Source organism: Photorhabdus luminescens subsp. luminescens, from assembly GCF_001083805.1.
GTDB classification, from domain to species: domain Bacteria; phylum Pseudomonadota; class Gammaproteobacteria; order Enterobacterales; family Enterobacteriaceae; genus Photorhabdus; species Photorhabdus luminescens.
The window spans coordinates 423,153-444,560 of the sequence record NZ_JXSK01000004.1 but is presented as its reverse complement, the minus strand read 5'-3'; the positions used below and the strand labels follow the sequence as shown (position 1 = coordinate 444,560).

The 21,408-nt window shown below is 44.5% G+C and carries 15 protein-coding genes and 1 riboswitch; of the genes, 3 read left to right on the top strand and 12 right to left on the bottom strand.

The annotated features are described in order from the left end of the window. Positions 1-10 precede the first annotated feature (10 nt). The 4 genes from rsmA to lptD form a co-directional block, all read right to left on the bottom strand. Positions 11-829, bottom strand: coding sequence for a 16S rRNA (adenine(1518)-N(6)/adenine(1519)-N(6))-dimethyltransferase RsmA (gene rsmA / locus TI10_RS12905; RefSeq protein ID WP_049583735.1), 819 nt, complete (start codon positions 827-829; stop codon positions 11-13). Further along, a complete protein-coding gene (pdxA, locus tag TI10_RS12900; protein WP_049583734.1) occupies positions 822-1,841 on the bottom strand; it encodes a 4-hydroxythreonine-4-phosphate dehydrogenase PdxA in 1,020 nt (339 codons plus the stop codon). The genes rsmA and pdxA overlap by 8 nt, the downstream gene beginning before the upstream one ends. Further along, the gene (surA, locus tag TI10_RS12895) at positions 1,819-3,120 is read right to left on the bottom strand and encodes a peptidylprolyl isomerase SurA (protein ID WP_049583733.1); all 1,302 of its coding nucleotides are present in this window, start codon (positions 3,118-3,120) and stop codon (positions 1,819-1,821) included. Before surA ends, pdxA begins: the two co-directional genes overlap by 23 nt. 69 nt (positions 3,121-3,189) lie before the next feature. Further along, on the bottom strand, positions 3,190-5,514 hold the full coding sequence (lptD, locus tag TI10_RS12890) for an LPS assembly protein LptD (RefSeq protein ID WP_049583732.1): 2,325 nt from the start codon (positions 5,512-5,514) through the stop codon (positions 3,190-3,192). A 184-nt stretch (positions 5,515-5,698) separates the two neighbouring features. Here lptD and djlA point away from each other — a divergent pair, with 184 nt between their 5' ends. Beyond that, positions 5,699-6,520: a co-chaperone DjlA gene (djlA, locus tag TI10_RS12885; protein WP_049583731.1), complete on the top strand. Its 822-nt coding sequence runs from the start codon at positions 5,699-5,701 to the stop codon at positions 6,518-6,520. A gap of 245 nt (positions 6,521-6,765) precedes the next feature. Here the strand turns inward: djlA and rluA are convergent, their stop codons facing one another. The 8 genes from rluA to thiB form a co-directional block, all read right to left on the bottom strand. Beyond that, positions 6,766-7,416, bottom strand: coding sequence for a bifunctional tRNA pseudouridine(32) synthase/23S rRNA pseudouridine(746) synthase RluA (gene rluA, locus TI10_RS12880; RefSeq protein WP_049583730.1), 651 nt, complete (start codon positions 7,414-7,416; stop codon positions 6,766-6,768). 95 nt (positions 7,417-7,511) lie between these two features. Further along, entirely contained in the window at positions 7,512-10,418 is a 2,907-nt protein-coding gene (rapA, locus tag TI10_RS12875) for an RNA polymerase-associated protein RapA (protein ID WP_049583729.1), read from the bottom strand. A 180-nt stretch (positions 10,419-10,598) separates the two neighbouring features. Next, positions 10,599-12,947 (bottom strand): DNA polymerase II, encoded by a 2,349-nt coding sequence (locus tag TI10_RS12870; RefSeq protein ID WP_049583817.1) that lies wholly within the window; start codon positions 12,945-12,947, stop codon positions 10,599-10,601. Positions 12,948-13,622: 675 nt separating this feature from the next. Continuing rightward, positions 13,623-14,363 carry a hypothetical protein gene (locus TI10_RS12860; protein WP_049583727.1) on the bottom strand — a complete coding sequence of 247 codons (741 nt, stop codon included), beginning with the start codon at positions 14,361-14,363 and terminating at the stop codon, positions 13,623-13,625. 2 nt (positions 14,364-14,365) lie between these two features. After that, positions 14,366-14,845: an Hcp family type VI secretion system effector gene (locus TI10_RS12855; protein WP_036776964.1), complete on the bottom strand. Its 480-nt coding sequence runs from the start codon at positions 14,843-14,845 to the stop codon at positions 14,366-14,368. A 170-nt stretch (positions 14,846-15,015) separates the two neighbouring features. Next, the gene (gene thiQ, locus TI10_RS12850; protein WP_049583726.1) at positions 15,016-15,723 is read right to left on the bottom strand and encodes a thiamine ABC transporter ATP-binding protein ThiQ; all 708 of its coding nucleotides are present in this window, start codon (positions 15,721-15,723) and stop codon (positions 15,016-15,018) included. Further along, entirely contained in the window at positions 15,716-17,320 is a 1,605-nt protein-coding gene (gene thiP, locus TI10_RS12845) for a thiamine/thiamine pyrophosphate ABC transporter permease ThiP (protein WP_049583725.1), read from the bottom strand. Before thiP ends, thiQ begins: the two co-directional genes overlap by 8 nt. Then, on the bottom strand, positions 17,296-18,309 hold the full coding sequence (gene thiB, locus TI10_RS12840) for a thiamine ABC transporter substrate binding subunit (RefSeq protein WP_049583724.1): 1,014 nt from the start codon (positions 18,307-18,309) through the stop codon (positions 17,296-17,298). Before thiB ends, thiP begins: the two co-directional genes overlap by 25 nt. Positions 18,310-18,382: 73 nt before the next feature. Continuing rightward, positions 18,383-18,488, bottom strand: a riboswitch (TPP riboswitch). 113 nt (positions 18,489-18,601) lie between these two features. Here thiB and rppH point away from each other — a divergent pair. After that, complete coding sequence (rppH, locus tag TI10_RS12835) at positions 18,602-19,132, top strand: RNA pyrophosphohydrolase (protein WP_049583722.1); 531 nt, start codon at positions 18,602-18,604, stop codon at positions 19,130-19,132. Between the two features lie 9 nt (positions 19,133-19,141). Further along, the gene (gene ptsP / locus TI10_RS12830) at positions 19,142-21,388 is read left to right on the top strand and encodes a phosphoenolpyruvate--protein phosphotransferase (protein WP_049583721.1); all 2,247 of its coding nucleotides are present in this window, start codon (positions 19,142-19,144) and stop codon (positions 21,386-21,388) included. Positions 21,389-21,408 lie beyond the last annotated feature (20 nt).

Sequence of the window (21,408 nt, the reverse complement as noted above, 5' to 3'; positions counted from 1 at the left end):
TTGACTCCTGTTATGACTGCATTTCAGGTTGTTTTGATAGCCAGTTTGCCATTTTACAGTACTGCTCAACAGAAATATTCTCTGCACGAGTACTTGGATCGATACCAAGTTCTGTTAGCTGTTCTACAGTAAAAAGATCACCGAGGCTGTTACGGATGGTTTTACGCCGTTGGTTGAAAGCTTGAGTCGTGATCCGGCTCAGCATACGAATATTTTTGACGGGGTGAGGTATGCTTTTGTGCGGTATCAGACGTACAACGGCTGAATCGACTTTAGGTGCGGGAGTAAACGCAGTTGGCGGTACTTCCAGCACAGGGATAACCTGACAATAATATTGGGCCATGACACTCAAACGCCCGAAAGCTTTACTTCCGGGGCCAGCTACCAGACGGTTCACCACCTCTTTTTGCAACATGAAATGCATATCAGCAATAGCATCAGTATAGCTGAAAAGGTGGAACATTAACGGCGTGGAAATATTATAAGGTAAATTACCAAAGACGCGCAGCGGCTCCCCTCTTTGCTGAGACAATTCGCTAAAATTAACCGTCATGGCATCTTGTTGGATAATGGTAAGTTTATCTTTTAATTGTGGATGAATTTGTAGACGAGCGGCTAAATCGCGGTCGAGTTCAACGACGGTCATTTTATCCATTCGCTCTCCGACCGGTTCTGTCAATGCACCAAGACCGGGGCCAATTTCCAATACGGCCTGGCCGGGTTGTGGATTGATAGCGGAAACAATACTATCAATGACAAATTGATCGGTTAAGAAGTTCTGCCCGAAACGTTTACGGGCAAAATGCCCTTGGTGGACTCTGTTATTCATTACTGTTTTGTATCATTTTAATTGCTAAATTCAATGCGGTGATAAAGCTCCCCACATCAGCTTGACCTGTCCCGGCCAGTTCCAGCGCTGTGCCATGATCGACCGAAGTACGGATAAACGGCAGGCCTAATGTAATATTCACTGCTCTGCCAAAACCTTGGTATTTTAACACGGGTAATCCCTGGTCGTGATACATAGAGAGCACGGCGTCTGCATGTTGAAGATATTTAGGTTGAAACAGGGTATCTGCCGGTAAAGGGCCTTCCAGCACAATGCCTTCTGCTTTCAGGCTGGTTAATGCCGGAATAATGACATCAATCTCTTCCCGGCCCATATGGCCGCCTTCGCCCGCATGGGGATTCAGACCGCAGACATAAATACAGGGTTTTGCCAGGCCGAATTTTGTTTTTAAGTCATGGTTAAGAATAGTAATCACTTCCCGCAGACTATCGAAAGTGATGGACTTTGGTACATCAACAATAGGTAGATGCGTCGTTGCCAGGGCAACCCGAAGTTCTTCTGTCGCAAGCATCATGACAACTCGCTGGCATCCACTGCGATCGGCAAAGAATTCGGTATGGCCGATAAAAGGCACGCCAGCATCATTGATATTCCCTTTATGAACCGGTCCTGTGACTAATGCTGAAAATTCTCCGTTTAAACAGCCGTCACAGGCTCGTGCCAGTGTTTCGGTAACATATCTGCCGTTTTCTTGATTCAATTCGCCGGCGATTGCGGAAGCATGAAGAGGAACTGGCAATATTGTCAACGTCCCGGCAGCCTGTGGTTCGGAAAGGTTGTCAGCAGAGTATTCTTGTAATTGCAAAGGTAAATTAAGTTGTCTGGCTCGGTCGAGAAGCAGGTTGGGGTCTGCGCAAGCGACCAATTGCATTGGCCAACTTTGTTGAGCAAGAGCAACCGTTAAATCGGGTCCAACCCCGGCAGGCTCGCCGGGGGTAATAACAATCGGTTTATTAATAATAATCGGTTTATTGTTGTGCATCGCTGCCATCTAAAATTTTCACATAAGCTGAGGTGCGTTGTTCCTGCATCCAGCTTTGGGCTTCTTCGGTGAATTTACGGTTGAACAACATACGGTAAGCACGATCTTTCTGAGCAACATCTGTTTTATCAACTTTGCGAGTGTCCAGCAGTTGGATCAGATGCCAGCCAAAAGATGAATGAACAGGTTGGCTGATTTCACCTTTATTCAGGCGCATTAATGCGTCACGGAAAGCAGGATCATAGATATCAGGGGTGCTCCAGCCGAGATCGCCCCCACGTAGGGCGGAGCCAGGATCGTCTGAGAACTCTTTAGCAGCATCGGAAAAATCGGTTTTTCCACTGCGGATATCACTGGCGATTTGCTGCAACTTGGCGCGCGCCTGATCATCGGTCATGACAGGGGACGTTCTCAATAGAATATGGCGGGCGTGAACTTCAGTGACGGCGATGGTTGGGTTACCGCCACGGATATCATTGACTTTGAGAATATGGAAACCAACACCGGAACGGATTGGGCCAACGATGGCGCCTTTCTGAGCTGATTGCAGTTGTTCAGCAAACAGGGTTGGTAATTCTTCAAGTCTACTCCAACCCATATTGCCGCCTTTCAGCGCTTGTGGATCAGCAGAGTAGGCGATAGCTAATTTACCGAAATCAACGCCATGTTTAAGTTCAGACATAATTTTCTGCACTACCGTCATGGCTTTTTCCATTTGTGCCTGATCAGGGTTTTCTGGTAATGGGATCAGAATGTGGCTGATATTCAGTTCAGTATCGTTGGTGTTCTGGCTGCTAATTTGTTTGACTAAGGCGTCGATCTCCTGAGGCAGAATGGTGACGCGACGGCGAACTTCATTATTGCGCACTTCTGCTATCATCATCTCTTTACGGATTTGATCACGGTAAGTATCGAAACTCATGCCGTCAGCAGCAATGCGATGTTTCATTTGCTCCACAGTGATGTGGTTCTGAGCTGCAATATTGGCAATGGTAGAATCCAATGCTTGATCAGGAATAGCGATCCCCATCTGTTTTGCCATTTGTAGCAGGATATTATCCATAATCAGACGCTCAAGAATCTGATGACGAAGTATTTGTTCGTCCGGTATTTGCTGGCCGGCATGTTGCGCATCCAGTTTGACAGATTGTAAGCGGCTGTTGATGTCGCTTTCCAGTACCACTCCGTTATTAACAACCGCAGCAATTTTATCCATTTGCTGAGGCGCAGCGAAGGCAGTACTCACTGAAAACATCAATCCAAAAATGAGAGTTCTCCAGTTCTTCATACTTTTCCCATCATATGTAGGTTCCGCAATAGCGGATTTATCGTGTTTAATATCAAAATGTTATTAGCATCAGAATGCACGTTGGTATGGCATGATGCCAGACTTCAACATTTTCTGGCTACCCAGACTATGATTGTTGCTTAAGCCACGAAGTTCAAAGTTAAATGACCATTTGTTGTCATATTCGCTATTGTTGTCTTTCCAACCAACGATTTTACGCTCATAGCCAACGTTAACTGCCCAGCAACAAGTGTTGTACTGCAAACCCACTAACTGGCTTGCCGGTTGCTGTTTTTTGGTATCGTAGTAGTAAGCGCCGACGAAACCCCAGCGATCACTTAACGGCCAACTTGCAACCAGACCGACTTGAGAAATCCCTTGTTGGAAAGCCGGAGCACTCTTAGCTGTAGCTTGGATATAATCTCTGTCAACAAAACGATAGTTCAACTGCACAAGTCGGTCTGCATCACGGCGATATTCTAGTACTGCATTTCCCATTGTTACGCTGCTCAGGCGAGTATCGTATTGCATACCCCCTTTCAAGCCCCAGGAATCATTAATTTTCCAGTAACTATCACCTGCCCAAGTCATCATACCTGTACTATCTTTACTGTTGATCATGGTCTCTTTACCGGTGCGTGGACGTTCAAAGTAATAGATTTGACCTAATGACAGGTTAAAACGTTCAACTAAACCTTCATCATAAAGGCGGGTAGTGAGACCGGTAGTCACTTGATTGGCAGATGAGATACGGTCCAGGCCGCCATAAAAGCGGTCACGGAACAGGCCGGTATAGTCAGTTTGTAGTAAAGATGAGTCGAAGTTGTTGATATTATCTTGGTCTTTGTATGGAACATACAGATACTGAACCTGCGGCTCCAGCGTTTGGGTGTAATTGCTGTTCAGGTACGTTGAACGCTCAAACACCATTTTGGCTTCGCTTTTGAACTGTGGCAGAACCCGGTTAACAGATTCTTTATATTCAGCATTCTCAAGAGCCTTGGGAATATCCTGCTGATAATGAGTCGCCATCAGCTTAACTTCATTATTCATACTGGCCCAGCCATTAGAGAGCGGCAGGTTAATGGAAGGTTCCAGATGCCAGCGGGTGGCTTCCGGGTTATTTTTACCTACACTGGTGAATTTTGCCGCCTGACCATAGACTTTAAGGTCAAATGGCCCCAGATCGTTTTTGTAATAGTTCAGATCTAACTGTGGTTCAGCCCTGTAAGCTTTTCTACTGGTATCTTTGGAGAAAATCTGGAACTGTTTGGTTGATAGCGTGGCATTCCAGTTCTGTTGAGCATAGCCCAGACTGAATTTTTGTGTAGCATAGCCATCCGTGGTGGAACCATATTGAGAGCTGAAATCAGAAAAATATTCGGGATCGCTGACTTTGGTATAGTCGATATTAAAACGCCATACCCTATCCATCACACCACTGTGTCTCCAATAGAATAACCAGCGATTATCACTTTCTCTGGCGGTACGTGTGTTTGCCTTTTTGTCTTTGACATACTGCTCGTCGTTATTCAGCCAATCGAGAGCCAGGGTACCTGTGCCTGCTTTGGTTAAGTAACGGAATTCATTATCCAGTTTTAAACCACGCTGACTGATATAGTGTGGTGTAATCGTAGCATCATAATTCGGTGCGATATTCCAGTAATAAGGTAGCAGAAATTCAAAACCGCCTTTTTTGGAATAGCTGGCGTTAGGAATAAGAAAACCGGAACGGCGTTTATTACCGATCGGTAATTGAAGATACGGACTATAAAATACTGGAACGTTAGCCATTCTAAAACGGGCATTCCATATTTCGGCCACTTCTTCTTCGCGATCGAGAATGACTTCGGAGCCGACAACGCTCCAGCTATCATTACCAGGCAGGCAGGAAGTAAAAGTACCATTATCCAGAATGGCATAACGGTTTTCACCACGCAGTTTCATTTTATCTGCGGTGCCGCGTCCTTGACGCCCAACCATCTGATAATCACCCTGATACATATCGGTATCTTTATTATTTAAATTGGACCAGGCGCGTGGACCTTTTAGAATAATTTGAGGATCATCATAATGAACATTACCCGTTGCAGTCACGGTTCTTAACGGAACTTCATCTTCTGTTTGATCAAGTTGTACTTTATCTGCGGTCAGGGTCTTATTACCCTGTTTAATATTGACATTACCGATAAATTTAGCGGAACGTGGATAATCTGCTTGTGAATCATCTGCCAGGATATTGATAGGGAGTTGATTGAGCTCGCCATTAATTATTGGTTGATCATAAACAGGTATACCCAGCATACACTGTGCTGCGAGATCAGCATGTGCATGCTGACCATAAAGTGCGGCCCATACCGTTGTGGCCAGCAAAGTTGGATAACATTTCTTCATAGATATTTATGCGGTTCCGTCATCAGTGGCATTATGCCGGGCAAACCTCAAGAGACTAGCGCACTCGATGAATATGCGCCAGTGTAAAGTCATACCTTTACTTATCTTGCCGTTAGGCACGGAGCTGAATGAATAGTATGATAATGCAAAACTACACTCAGAGCATTGGTGAATTGAGGAGTATATGCATTATTGGGGAAAATTGCTTGGGCTGATCTTTGGTGTTGTGTCTGGAGCGGGCTTCTGGGGTATTGTTATTGGTCTATTTATTGGTCATATGCTTGATAGGGCCAGTGTACGGAGAAACCAAGGTTTTTTTGCAAATAATCAGTCTCGCCAACTGTTATTTTTCAGTAGTACTTTCCAGGTGATGGGTCATATTACTAAATCAAAAGGGCGGGTGACTGAAACAGATATCCAGCTTGCGAGCCAGTTAATGGAGCGAATGCAACTTCACGGACAAGCCAGGATAGCAGCACAGCAGGCTTTTCGTGAAGGTAAAGAGTCCAATTTTCCTTTGCGTGAGACACTAAGACAATTGCGTCGCGCCTGTTTTGGCCGGTCTGACTTAATTCGCATGTTTTTGGAGATCCAATTACAGGCTGCATTTTCTGATGGTCAGTTGCATCCGAATGAGAGGAAAGTGCTGTTTATTATTGCTGATGAACTTGGAATCTCTCGTAACCAATTTGAACAATTCCTTGCCATGATGGAAGGCGGCCGTAGTTTCGGTGATGGAGGCGAATGGCAGCAACGGCAGTATGGCGGTTATCAGAGGGCTGCGCAGGGGCCAACACTCGCGGATGCTTGTAAGGTGTTAGGTGTGCGTGAAAAGGATGACGCGACGACAATTAAGCGTGCCTATCGTAGATTGATGAGTGAACACCATCCGGATAAGCTGGTAGCAAAAGGTTTACCACCGGAAATGATGGAGATTGCTAAACAAAAGGCCCAGTCAATTCAGGCTGCTTATGATCTCATTAAAAAAGAGAAAGGTTTTAAATAGCCTGTTATTTTATTTTTAAAAACATGTTACTAATGTTACTCAATTTATAGGGGAATAATATCCCCTATAGCTGTTGAGTTTATTTTTTATTTCTCTAAAATATTAGAATATTTTATGTTTTATTTTGTTTTAATTTAGGAGGAATGAAAAAAATGGCAAATATCCGTGTTCTTTTGGCTTGTTGCGGCTTAGCCTTGTGTCTGGTATTGGCTTCATTGGATTCGGTTACCGTATTTGTCTATTAATCAAAAATCGGCTTTACACTGAAAATGCATTGGTGTTCCATAGACCGGATGTGTGATATATAGCTCTTGTGCATGTAATTGCAGGCGAGGCGCCATTGTTCTTGCCTGCTGATGAGCGTAAAACCGATCTCCCAAAATCGGGTGCTCAAGTGCTAGCATATGTACTCTGAGCTGATGTGAACGACCAGTTATCGGTGAGAGTTTTACTCGAGTTGCCTCATCTTCGTAAGCGAGTACTTCATATTCAGTTTGAGCTGATTTCCCGGTTTCAAAACACACTTTCTGCTTTGGCCGATTCGGCCAGTCGCAAATCAGCGGTAAATCGACAAGACCAGTTTTTGGTTCCAGACGTCCCCAAACCCGTGCAATATAGGTTTTTTCCGGCTCTCGTTCACGGAACTGGCGTTTCAATTCTCGCTCTGCGTCTTTGGTCAATGCAACTACCATTACGCCGCTGGTTGCCATATCTAGCCGGTGGACAGATTCTGCGGCTGGAAACTGTTGCTGTATCCGCGTCATAATACTGTCTTTATGTTCTTCTGCCCGACCGGGAACAGAAAGTAATCCGCTGGGTTTATTGACCACGATGATATGTTGATCCTGATAGAGCACATGTAACCAAGGATCGGTAGGAGGGTTATAAGCTTCCATTGAGGCTCCGGTAGCTGAATATTAGGGGAGGCTCGGAATAGGGTTCTTAGTAAAGTTTACCCCATCCCAGTTCAGCCTCCGGGTATTGCTAATATTTACTGATGCGTAACGACAACAAGGCGAATAGCATCCAGACGCCAGCCAGCCTGATTTAAGTTAAGCAGTAACTGTTGGCGATTGGATTCAATGGCTTCCAATTCATCATCACGAATATTTGGATTAACGGCCTTCAATGCTTCCAAACGGGAAAGTTCAGCAGTGAGATTTTCATCTGCTTGCTGTTTCGCTTGTTCAATCAATGATTGAGCTTGAGTTTCTACTAAACCTTCGGCCTGTTGCAAAATAGCGTGGACTTCTTTTTGTACCGCATTGACCAGTTTACTTGCAGTATGACGATTCACTGCATTAAGTTGGCGGTTAAAGCTTTCAAACTCCACCTGACCAGCCAGATTATTGCCTTTCAGATCCATCAGTATCCGCAATGGCGTTGGTGGAAGGAAACGGGTCAATTGCAGGTGTTTCGGGGCTTGAGCTTCAACGACATAGATCAACTCTACTAGCAGGGTTCCGACAGGTAATGCTTTATTTTTCAAAAGGGATACCGCACAGCTACCCGTATCGCCGGAAAGGATAAGATCCAACCCATTACGGATAATTGGGTGCTCCCAACTGATAAACTGGGCATCTTCGCGGGACAGTGACTGTTCACGATTAAAGGTGATAGTACAACCATCTTTTGGTAACCCAGGGAAATCAGGGACCAGCATATGATCGGATGGTGTCAGCACTATCATGTTGTCATTGCGATCTTCCTGATTGATACCAACGATATCAAATAAGTTGAGAGAGAAATTCACCAGATCAGTATCATTATCATACTCTGAAATTTTTTCTGCCAGCCGCAAACCATGTTCGCCGCCATTGGAGTTCATTTCCAGCAGCCGGTCACGGCCTTGCTCCAATTGCTGCTTGAGTTGCTCATGTTGTTGGCGGCACTGATCAATAAATTCACCAAATTTTTCTTGGCTATTGGGTTTGGCAAGATAGTTCAGCAGAGTTTCATAATAGTGATCGTAAATGGTACGACCGGTTGGACAGGTATGCTCGAATGCGTCCAGACCTTCGTGATACCAACGAATCAGGACTGCTTGAGCAGTATTTTCCAGATAAGGCACACTAATCTGGATATCACGGCTTTGGCCGATACGATCCAAACGTCCGATGCGCTGTTCCAATAAATCCGGATTGAATGGCAAATCAAACATCACTAATTGATTAGCGAACTGGAAGTTGCGGCCTTCTGAGCCAATTTCGGAGCACAGTAATACCTGAGCCCCTTCTTCTTCGGAAGCAAAATAGGCTGCGGCGCGATCACGTTCAATCAGTGATAGGCCTTCATGGAAAACAGCGCCACGAATCCCTTCGCGCTCACGTAGTACTTGTTCCAATTGCAGAGCGGTGGTTGCTTTCGCACAAATTACCAGCACTTTTTCATGACGATTAGCCATCAGAAAACCGAGTAGCCACTCTACGCGGGGATCAAAGTGCCACCAGGTAGCATTTTCGCCTTCAAATTCTTGATAAATTTGTTCTGGGTAGAGCATATCCCATGCGCGTGCTTCCAGCGATTTTTTAGCGCCCATAATATCGGAGACTTTAATGGCGGTCTGATATTGGGATGGCAGAGGCAACCTTATCTGGTGCAGTTCCCGATGGGGGAAGCCTTTCACGCCATTACGGGTATTACGGAACAGAATACGGCTGGTGCCGTGACGATCCATCAACATGGAAATGAGTTCACGGCGTGCCGTTTCACTTTCATCACTATTACTATTAGCGGCTTTCAGCAGAGGCTCAATATCCTGTTCACTAATCAACTCACCCATTAGGTTTAATTGATTATTATTGAGTTGTTCACCGGATAACAGCAGTGTGACAGCATCGGCAACTGGACGGTATTTTTGTTGTTCGTCAATAAAAGCTTGATAATCGTGGAAACGGTTTGGATCAAGGAGGCGTAGACGGGCAAAATGGCTTTCCTGCCCTAGCTGTTCTGGTGTTGCAGTCAATAGCAATACGCCGGGGATTTGTTCAGATAACTGTTCGACAACCTGATATTCACGGCTAGGCGCATCCTCGCTCCAGGCCAGATGGTGAGCTTCATCCACCACCATCAGATCCCAGTGGGCTTCAAGCATATGCTCAAAACGTTGTTTGTTACGGCGGACAAAATCCAGTGAACAGAGTACCAATTGTTCTGTTTCAAATGGATTATCACTATCGTGTCGTGCTTCGGTATAGCGGCTATCGTCAAACAAGGCAAAGCGCAGATTGAAACGGCGTAGCATTTCTACCAGCCATTGATGTTGAAGGCTCTCTGGCACAATCACCAGAACACGTTCAGCACGACCGGCCAGCAATTGCTGGTGGATGATCATCCCGGCTTCGATGGTTTTACCCAAACCGACTTCATCAGCCAACAGAACCCTTGGCGCGTAGCGTTTGCCGACTTCATTAGCGATATGAAGTTGATGAGGGATCAGGCTTGCGCGGATACCCCGCAAACCGCTTTCAGCCAGTTTAAATTGTTCGCTTTGATATTTACGGGCGCGAAAACGCAAGGCGAAGCGGTCCATGCGGTCAATTTGACCAGCAAACAGGCGATCCTGTGGTTTGTTGAAGGTAAGTTTACTGTCGAGGAGTACTTCGCGCAGACTGATATTTTCTTCCAGAGTATCAAGCCGTGTGCCTGTATAAATCAGCAGGCCATTTTCTAGTTGGACTTCATCCACTTTGAGTTGCCAGCCTTCGTGGCTGGTGACAACATCCCCCGAGTTAAACATAACACGGGTAATAGGAGAATCATTGCGTGCATAGAGGCGGTTTTCGCCGCTGGCAGGAAAGAGCAAAGTGACCATTCGTGCGTCCAGTGCAACAACGGTTCCTAATCCAAGTTCGCTTTCTGTATCGCTGATCCAGCGTTGACCGAGGGTAAATGGCATAAATTTTAACTCAGTTTCTGTTAGATAATGTTATTTATAAGTGGAGGACGACAGCTTTTTATTTGGTCTAACGGGGATAATGGGCAGACAGCAAGACACCCCGTTAATTCCCTTATCACTCGTCAAAGGGGCGATATGTTAATGGAAGCAAAGCCAGTCGTCACCTGCAAAAAATAGTCATCAGCCAAAAGGCATTACCATCTGTCCGGTGAGTAAAGTTGTAAAATCATCCTGTAAAAACGGCAGAATAGCATCAGCGATAGGCTGAAGCTGCTTATTGATATAGTGATCATAGTCCGGTGATGAATGCAGATTTTCCAGTGGTTCTGGCCCGGATTGTGTCATGACATAGCTTATCCAGCCACCATTTTGGTACTGCAAAGGTCGGTTATGTTGCAGATTATATTCATCTGCTAGCCTTGCTGCCCTTACATGTGGCGGTACATTGTGCTGATAGTCAGACAGTTTACGGCCTAATCTTTTACGGTAGGTTAGTTTATCATCAAATTTTCCTTCCAGGGTACTGGAAATGTAGCGGCGGATAAATTCTTGATAAGGCTTATTATGAAAAATCAGTGAATACAATTGCTTCTGGAAATCCTGCGCCAGAGGCGTCCAGTCAGTGCGTACTGTTTCCAGACCTTTATAGACCATACGATCACCACTCAGGCCGGCATAGCGTTTTTTGCTGCCTTGTTCAGCGCCACGGATGGTTGGCATCAGAAAACGGCGATAGTGAGTTTCAAATTCCAACTCCAGGGCGCTTTTGAGTCCAAAATGTTCTTGCAGGTGCTTTTGCCACCATTGGTTAACTGACTGCGCCAATTTTTTACCGATGCTAAGGGCAACCTCTTCTGTGTGTGCCTGTTTCAGGCATATAAAGATGGAATCGGTGTCTCCGTAGATAACTTGATAGCCTTGGGATTCAATCAGCTTTCTGGTCTGGAGCATAATTTCATGGCCGCGCATAGTAATAGAAGACGTCAGACGCGGGTCGAAGAAACGGCAGCCCTCCGCCCCAAGAACACCGTAGAAAGCGTTCATGATGATCTTCAATGCTTGTGACAATGGGGCGTTATGTTGTTTTTTGGCTTCGTCTCGTTCGTGCCAGATTTGCGTCACAATATCGGGCAGACAGTGTTGAGTACGGGAAAAGACGGCATTACAAAAACCGGGAACTGCATGTTGATTATCCGGTTGTGCTAGCCCTTCCACCATGCCGACAGGATCGATAAGAAAAGTGCGGATAATGGCGGGATACAGGCTCTTATAATCCAGTACCAGCACTGAATCATACAAACCGGGGAGAGAATCCATCACGAAACCGCCAGGGCTATTCTCTCCTGATCTTACGCCTGTATTGGGTGCGACATAGCCGATGCGGTGCATTCTTGGCATATAAAGATGGGTGAAAGCCGTTACTGAACCACCACTGCGATCTACCGCGAGACCGGTAACTGTTGCTCTTTCTAGCAAGAATTCCATTAAGTGGGTTTTATCGAAAATCCGGTTTACCAGAATACAGTCTTGCAGATTATATTGCGCTAGCGCGGGTTTATCCTGCTGGAAACGGCGGTCAATCTCATCCATGCGCTGATAGGGTGTATCAATGGCTTTACCTTCGCCTAATAGTTCCTGTGCTACATATTCCAGACTAAAAGAAGGAAAATTCCAGGTAGCGGTTTTCAGTGCTTCAATACCATCAATAATTAACCGGCCGGTGGTGGAAGCGAAAAAGTGCCCCGGTTTAAAGCCGTGCTCCCGCCATTCCAGTAACCCTCCGGCACGTCCAAATTTCAGCGGGACACCGTAGCGTTCAGCATGTTTTTGTAAAATTCGTAGATCGAACTGAATCAGGTTCCAGCCAATAATGGCGTCAGGGTCATATTTTTCCAGCCACTCGTTGAGTCTTTCCAGCATTTGCGGACGACTTGCTACATATTCCAAATCAAAATTTACCGGGTGTTCATTACCGTTAGCAGGGCCAAGCATAAATACTTTTTGCTGATCACATCCTGCTAATCCAATGGAATAAAGTTCTCCATGCTGGCTGGTTTCAATATCTAGGGATACCCATTTCAGTGTTGGGCGATAAGTCGGGTTGGGTTTCATTTGATAACTGCCATTAGGCGCCTGACTGAACCAGATGGGGGCAGTGATAAAACGTTCCATCATAAATCTGTCTGGTGGACGGATATCTGCTTCATAAACCTGAATTTCCTGTTGCTGTAGCACTTTCTCAATCCGTTGTAACTGCCGATATTGCTGGCAATAAAGTGCGGCAACAGGTTGGCGATTGAAATCTTTTAATGAGAGTGAGCGGAGATGGTAGCTGCGCTCTTGCGCCAGAATTTTTTCCACCCGCGGCATATTGGCTTGCGGGATAAAAGCAACAGCTTGTTGGTGAAGAATTTTTATATGACGCGGCCCCTGATCTGTCACCAGCCAGTATTTCACCTCAATACCTGAGGGCGTGTCCCGCCAGTGGCGTGTCAGTATAAAACCTTGTTCAGCATGATTCTGTTGCATCATAGAGGCTGGCGCTTATATTTGTTGAAAATGACCACAAATATAGCATTAGATAATGGTTATTTGTACAGTTGTTTGAACTCGCTATATCGTGATGTGATGTATACCCGTTATCTTTCAAACTGCTGCTTTGTTGGCTGCTTTCACTCACCCCAGTCACATAGTTATCTATGCTCCCGGGATTCGCTCCCTTGCCGTCGCGCTGCATCTTGAAATCCATTGGGTATAGATATTATTTTTGTTCTTGTAAGTTTAAGTTATTTATGGGGGTTATAATAAAGTTAAAAGGCGGGTTAAACTTATAAAACCGCTAGGTTAGACATCATTACGCTTATCCCGTCTAGCAATAAAGCATAAATCTAGCGTAGTAAGTATAGAACCAATAAAGAATAAAAATGGAGGCAAAAACAAAATAGCTTATTGATCTAATTTTATTGTTTTTAAATAAAGCATATGACTTGTAAAAACAGGCTATATAAAAAGGACTAAGTGGGATTAATATAAATATGGAAGTGATTATATCAATACCTCCATCTTCATATTGCCATATATCACAATCAATTGAGTTGAAGTCAAAAAAGTCTGTAACCCTAGGAAAAGCGAATGAGTTAATTAATCCAAAGGATAAAAAACTTAACATAAAAAATGTAAATATATCTGATATTTTCATTTTTTTTATCCTTTAAGTAAATTATCTAAATAATCTAGCCGCTTATATATACTTACTCCGTAAGAAATCCATTTTTTTTCATCATTAGTGCTTAATTCAGGAGGAGTGTTCATTATTCTTATGAAATCTCTCTTTTCTCTTGTTATACCACGGTTATATCTAGAACCAGCCATGATATATTGTTCTTTTGTTAAGTTCTTGGTATCTGCATTAGGATAATCATAGAGAATTAAATCTCTTAAATGACGAGCAACCATTTTAATATTAAATTCATCAATTTGAAGGCAAGTTGCAATTTCTAACTGGTCTGTTGTTGTTAATGTATTTGAGTCGAAACCCATCATATCTGCTACATGTCTTATCTGTATTGCAACTATACCCGTAGAAGTTTCATTTGAGCCTTTTGAGCGAGTTTTATCAAGATTAAAAGCCTGTTCACGCCATTGCCTCATTGCAATAGTGTTTAACTTCCACATATCTGGTTTACCGCCCGCTTCTATTCTGGCAACACCAGCCAAAAGATTTGATGGGATTTGTTCTATATGAGCATATTTTAAAATTAGGTTTCTGTTATATTTCACATATGCATCTTTATAGCCATCCAGATAATTTACTGAGCCTGGAATAAATTGATTAAGAAGATAAATTGAAGCATCTATTTCATCCCATCGCCTAAAAGATGGCTTGGAACTTGGGTCATATGTACAGAAATTATTACTTAATACCCTGTCACGCAATTTATTCATTCTTAATAAACCTCATCATCTCTGATGCTATAAGCAGAAGTACCCGCAATGTGATGACTCCACGTTATATTTTGATAAATGACAGAGATACTCTCTTCTGGCTGATTTTCTGCATGAGTTAAAGAGTGAGGGTAATTAGTATTAAAAGCATTTATTTTTGCTTTTGTTAATTCTATTGAATAAAATTTTTCTTGAGCACCTTCTGATGAAGTTCTATAAAAATCTAACAGGATATGAAGTTCTTCATTGTTTGAAATTGCTAATCCAAGTAAAGGAGAGGATTTATCGATAGGTTTTATGATATTAAAAGGATGATGACTTACATGCTGTACGCGAGTTAAAGAATGTGTAGCGGAGTAAACTAATATTTGATCCCTGTGGTTCTCTTGATATTTATTACCAATAGAATCAAAAGTAGAACAGCCTGCTGAAATTAACCCTTGGTTCTTTCCTTTTATGGTCGCATAAATCAAATTAGACATTATTAAATCCTTTATGAAAAATTAACACATAAAAAATACTTATAACAAAAAAGATTCATACCATCCAATTTTATTTTTAAAATATAGACCTTAGTCACAGAAGGAAATAATCGAAATACCAAGCCATATCCTATTCCTATTTATTCTAATAGAGATGGAGTTAATAACGCCTAATGAGAGTCAACCTTCCTTCCCAAAATAGCCGCCTCAGAAACAGTACCGGCAACCAGTGCATTTGTTGAACCGTCATAATGAATATTGCCATCAACAATTAATAAAGCACGATCAGCTATACGAGCGGCATCATCCAGATTATGCGAAACCATCAGTAATGTAAGTTGGCGTTCATGGCAAACTTGTTCCAGCAATACTAGCATTTCATTACGTAGAGCCGGATCAAGAGCAGAAAAAGGCTCATCAAGTAATAAGATTGGTTGCTGACGAACCAGACAACGGGCTAATGCCGCCCTCTGTCGTTGTCCACCAGAAAGTTGAGCAGGCAGGCGGGTAAGGCAATCTTCCAACGAAACTTGGGAGACTATTTGCTGTAATGTCTGTTTCTGCGTGCTATTAAGGCGTAACCCCGGATGTGAGCCTAGCCCAATATTCTGCTCAATTGTCAGATGAGAAAAAAGGTTGTTTTCTTGAAACAACATGGAAACCGGGCGTTGAGCCGGTGACGTACTGGTATGATTTCCCCCGTTCAGCCATAGGGAGCCTTTTTCTGCTGTTTGAAAACCGGCGATCAAGTTCAGGAGCGTACTTTTACCTGCGCCACTGGGACCCAGGATTGCGATACGTTCCCCGGCCTGAATTTGCAAGTCAAAGCGCATCACCAGATGTTCATAGCGGTAAGTCAGATTCTCAAGTTTAAGCATTACGTGGTCTCGGTAAGCGTTCAAGTAAACTAAACAGCGTAAAGCATAACAATAACAGTAATAAAGCAGTGATCGCGCCATCCTGACTACGGTAAGCCCCGATTTGTTGGTAGAGATAGAAGGGCAGGGTACGGAAATCTTCATTACCAAACAGCGCTACAACACCAAAATCTCCAATGGACAGGACACAAGCAAAGGCCAGCGCTTGTGCCAGCGGAACTTTCAGTGCTTTTAGTTCAATCCAGCGCAGTCGGTTAATACCTTGAATATTCAGGGAGCGACACAGTGGATTGTAGCGGGCCGCCAGATCTTTCATTGGATTATCCAGAACTTTCAGTGCATAGGGAATTGCCATCAGTGCGTTGGTTAAAATCACTAAACCATAGGGTGAACGGGGCAGACCAACGGTATCGTTGAGCAACAGAAAGAATCCTGTTGCCAATACAATGCCGGGCATAGAGAGGATCAACAAACCACTCATTTCCATTGCTTGGCCCCAACGGGGGGAATAACGCAAGAATAGCTCGCGGCTGCTCCACAGCAGCATCATGGTGAATAAAATACACAGTAACCCTGCACCTAAAGCAATCACCACTGAGGTGATAAATGCCTGCCACAATGCAGGTTGGCGTAATACGTTAAGCAACCCGCTGTTAAGGCCATCCACGATAACCGCCAATAATGGCGGCACGAGTAGTAATAATGCTGCGGTAATTAACAGACTGTCGCAGATTTTTCTCAACAAAGTATCCTGTGGATTACGCCATTGTTGTTGATTGCTGTAGCCAACAGATAAAGCACTGTTAAGTTTCTGACTGAGGAGCACAAGGCCTAGGCAGCAGATAATCTGAATCAACGCCAGTAACGCGGCGCGGTTGAGATCGTAGTCATAGCTTAACGCCTGATAGATTGCCAATTCGACAGTTGTTGCAGCAGGCCCGCCGCCTAATGCCAGCACGGTAGCAAAACTGGCGAAACAGAGCATAAAAATCAGTGCGCCAGTGGGTAGGATCTGGCGGCGTAGATAAGGCCATTCAACAAAACGGAAATGTTGCCATTCATTCATACCTAGCTGCGCTGCTAATTGCCGTTGTTCCACCGCGATATTTTCCAATGATTGCAGTAGAAGCCGTGTTGCTAGCGGCATATTAAAGAAGATATGCGCCAACAAAATTCCTGGTAAACCATAAGGGGTAAAACGGTAATTGATGCCGATCCATTCGCAGAACTGAGCCAGCCAGCCGGCTCTGCCATAAACCGTCAGAATGCCGAACAGAGCGACTAATACAGGCAAAACCAGCGTCATAGCACATAGGCGAAGAAATAGGATTCGGCCTGGAAAATGACGGCGATAGAGGGCCCTGGCAAGGAAAATAGCCGGGATAACAGAAAACAGTGCCGACAAGAAAGCCTGCCAGAAGGTAAAACGCACCACATGCCACAGATAGCTATCTTCTGCCAGTAAAGACCAGTTACGTTCAGGTGCATTAAACCAGAGCGCACCGAACGCTAGTAAGGCGATCAATAGTAAAAGACCGGAGGCAAGAGCCCCCGGCAACAGCCATCCGGCTATCAGCGGCTGACAGCGCTTTGCCATGCACGAATCCATTGGTTACGGTATTTTGCGACTTCTTCTGCGGGATATTGCAGTGATTTTTCAGGTATTGAAAGCTGTGAATATACTTCTGGAAGTGGAATATCAATGACCGGATACATCCAGTTAGTGGTTGGAATTTCCTGTTGGAAAGCTGGAGTCAACATAAACTGCATAAATTTCTGGGCAAGCTCCGGCTGCTTGCTGGAGGCTAGTTGTGCAGCCACTTCCACTTGCAGGTAATGACCTTCGTTGAAGGTAGCCGCAGCATAATCGTCTTTCTTCTCAGATAAGAGATGGTAGCCCGGTGAAGAGGTGTAGCTCAACACCATATCGCCTTCTCCTTTCAGGAACAGACCATAAGCTTCGCTCCAACCTTTGGTAACAGTTAGTGTTTTCTTTGCCAGTTTTTGCCAGGCTTGTGGGGCATCATCACCATAAATCTTTTGCATCCATAATAGCAAACCTTGCCCCGGTGTGCTGGTGCGAGGATCTTGATAGATCACTTTCCAGTTATTATCGCTATTGATCAGCTCATCCATGCTTTTTGGCGGGTTTGGCAAACTCTTTTTGTTATAAATGAAGGCAAAATAGCCATAGTCATAAGGAATGAATATCTGGTTGTGCCATGATATCGGCAATGCCAGCTTGCTGATATCCACTTGACTGTCAGTGAACAGCCCCGTTTGTTGAGCCGCTTGAATTAAGTTGTTATCCAATCCAAGAATAATATCCGCAGCAGTACGTTTACCTTCCATTCTTAGGCGATTGAGCAAAGAAACACCATCTTCCAGAGCAATCAATTTCAGTTCGCAATCACATTCAGCTTCAAACGCTTTTTTAATTGCGGGCCCGGGTCCCCATTCTGCGGCAAAAGAATCATAGGTATAGATTGTTAATACCGGCTTGGCCTGTACAACCTGACTCAATAGCAACATAGAGGCTGATAGGGCCGTCAGTACGATTAATTTGGAAAATAACGTCTTGAACACTTTGCTCTCCTTACATTAATGAGGATTGGCAAAGGATTTGAGGAAGCGCTAAACGGCAAGATAATGTCTGTGAAATAGTTAGCAGCTCAAATCCCTACGCCGGTATTTAGCCGGATCAGGTTCGGCGGGTTTACTCTCAGCAAGGCTGTTTTAAACAGCCAGCACCCCGTTGAGATGGCGCTATTGTAGAGATTTAGCTAGCGACTGCAAAGTCCAATGATAGAGGTTTACCACTTGAGGGTAGTGTGAAACAATTAGTCATCTTTCAAATTTAGTTTATCGAGGTAGTCTGGTGATCGATGATGATGGCTACCGCCCGAATGTAGGAATTGTAATTTGTAATCGGCAAGGCCAGGTTTTGTGGGCTCGGCGTTATGGGCAGCATTCCTGGCAATTTCCTCAAGGGGGCATTAATCCGGGGGAATCACCAGAACAGGCTATGTACCGGGAACTGTATGAAGAGGTGGGTTTAGGTCGGAAAGATGTACGCATTTTGGCCTCTACTCGTAATTGGTTACGTTACAAATTACCCAAGCGTTTGGTGCGTTGGGATACACGACCTGTCTGTATCGGTCAAAAACAGCGGTGGTTTTTATTACAACTGCTCTGTAATGAAGAAGATATTAATGTGCAACACAGTAATACCCCGGAGTTCGATGGTTGGCGTTGGGTCAGCTATTGGTATCCTGTCCGGCAGGTTGTCTCTTTTAAGCGTGATGTTTATCGGCGCGTGATGAAAGAGTTTGCTTCGGTTGTAATGCCAATGCAGGAAAGCTCATCTCTGCCACGTTCTTCGTATTCTTATCGTCGCAAAAGAAGTTAGGTGAGTTCTATGCTCATGCGCTTACGGGAAATTGTTGAAAAAGTTGCTATGGCGACTAATCTGGCCGAAGCGCTTGAGCTATTGGTGAACGAGACCTGTCTGGCGATGAACACGGATGTCTGTTCTATCTATCTTGCTGATCATCAACGGCGGTGTTATTACCTGATGGCAACCCGAGGGTTGAGGAAACCCCGGGGAAGGGCTGTCAGTTTGGCTTTTGGCGAGGGAGTCGTTGGACAAGTTGGTCAATTGTCTGAACTGATTAATCTGGCTGATATCCGCAGCCATCCAAGTTTCAAATATTTGCCTCAAGTTAAAGAGGATAGCTTTCGCGCTTTTTTGGGCGTTCCGGTGGTCTATCGTCGCCAGTTGCAAGGTGTTTTAGTCGTTCAGCAGCAGGAACAACGCTTGTTTAGTGAAACCGAAGAGTCCTTTATGGTGACGCTTGCGACACAACTGGCGGTGATCCTTGCTCAAGCTCAGACTAAGGGTTTGTTTGGTCAGTATCGGCAAACCAGAATTAAAGCGCTGGCAATTTCCAATGGCATCGTGATGGCTCAGGGATGGCAGGATTGCTCCCAACCCTCGCTTGACCAAATTTTTGAAGCTTCAACCCTTGATCATGCAGCAGAACGTTCTCGTTTAATTCAGGCGCTTGAAGATGCAACAGCAGAATGTCGTCGGCTCAGTAAACGTTTTACCGCGGGCTCTCAAAAAGAGAGTGCCGCGATTTTTAATCTTTATTCCTACCTTTTGAATGATCCTCAGTTGAAACAAGATCTGTTCTCCTGCGTTGAACAGGGATCTGTGGCGCAATGGGCGGTTAAACAAGTTATTGAGAAATACGCAGAACAATTTGCCAGTTTGCAGGATGCTTATATGCGGGAAAGGGCATCAGATCTACGGGCGCTTGGGCAGCGATTATTATTTCATCTTGATGATTCACTGACTGCCAGCCATCAGTGGCCTGAATGGTTTATTCTGGTTGCAGATGAACTGAGTGCCAACCTATTGGCAGAAATGCCGCAGGAAAGATTAGCCGGGGTTATTGTTCGTGATGGCGCTACCCATTCACATTCGGCCATATTAGTTCGAGCAATGGGTATTCCGGCCATTATGGGGGCAGATATCCAGCCGGAACTCCTGCACAATCGTATGCTGATTCTTGATGGTTTCCGTGGAGAAGTTTTTATTGAACCTGAACCACTGATTTCACAGGAATATAGACAGATTATCGAAGAAGAAAAAGCGCTTAGCAAACTGGCTGAGGGAGATGTTGATCAGGAAGCGCGGCTTAAAAGTGGTGAGCGCATTTTGGTTCAGCTTAATGCGGGTTTGAGCCTGAAATATGAGTTACAGATCAGTAATAGTATTGATGGTGTTGGACTCTATCGCACCGAAATACCCTTTATGCTGCATTGTGGTTTCCCGTCAGAAGATGAACAAAAAGCGCGTTATCATGAGATGTTGCAATTATTTCCCGATAAACCGGTGGTATTACGTACACTTGATATTGGTGCGGATAAACAACTGCCTTATATGCCGATTAGCGAAGATAATCCTTGTTTGGGATGGCGTGGTATACGGGTGACGCTGGATCAACCGGAGATTTTTCTTATTCAGCTTAGGGCAATGCTCAGAGCTAACGCTGATACGGGTAATCTGAAAATCCTGCTGCCAATGGTAACGAGTGTGGAAGAAATTGATGAAGCTAAGCGATTGTTAGACAGAGCGACAGAGGAAGTCGAGCAAATGCTGGCGCGCCAAATACCGATGCCTCAGCTCGGTGTCATGATCGAGGTTCCTTCGATGATTTTTCTGTTGCCACAACTTAAAAACAGAATCGATTTTGTGTCTATTGGCACCAATGACCTAACACAATATCTATTGGCAGTGGATCGGAATAACACTCACGTCGCTTCTCTTTATGATTGCTTGCATCCGGCGGTAATTCGGGCATTAAAACTGGTATTTGAAAATAGCCAGCGGGCAGGTCTTGCGATTAGTATTTGTGGTGAAATGGCAGGAACCCCGATGGGAGCGTTATTATTGATTGGTCTTGGCTATCGTAGCCTGAGTATGAGTGGTTGTAGTGTGCCAAGGATTAAGTATTTATTGCGTCATCTGGAGTTGGCTCAGGTTGAAAAATTAATGGCCGAGATACTACAAGCTGAAACCAGTCTAAGAATAAAGGAGTTGTCAGCAACGTTTATGGAGCAGCATGGGGTTGGCGGTTTGGTCAGAGGCAGCATTTAATCCGTTTAATGGCCTGTGCT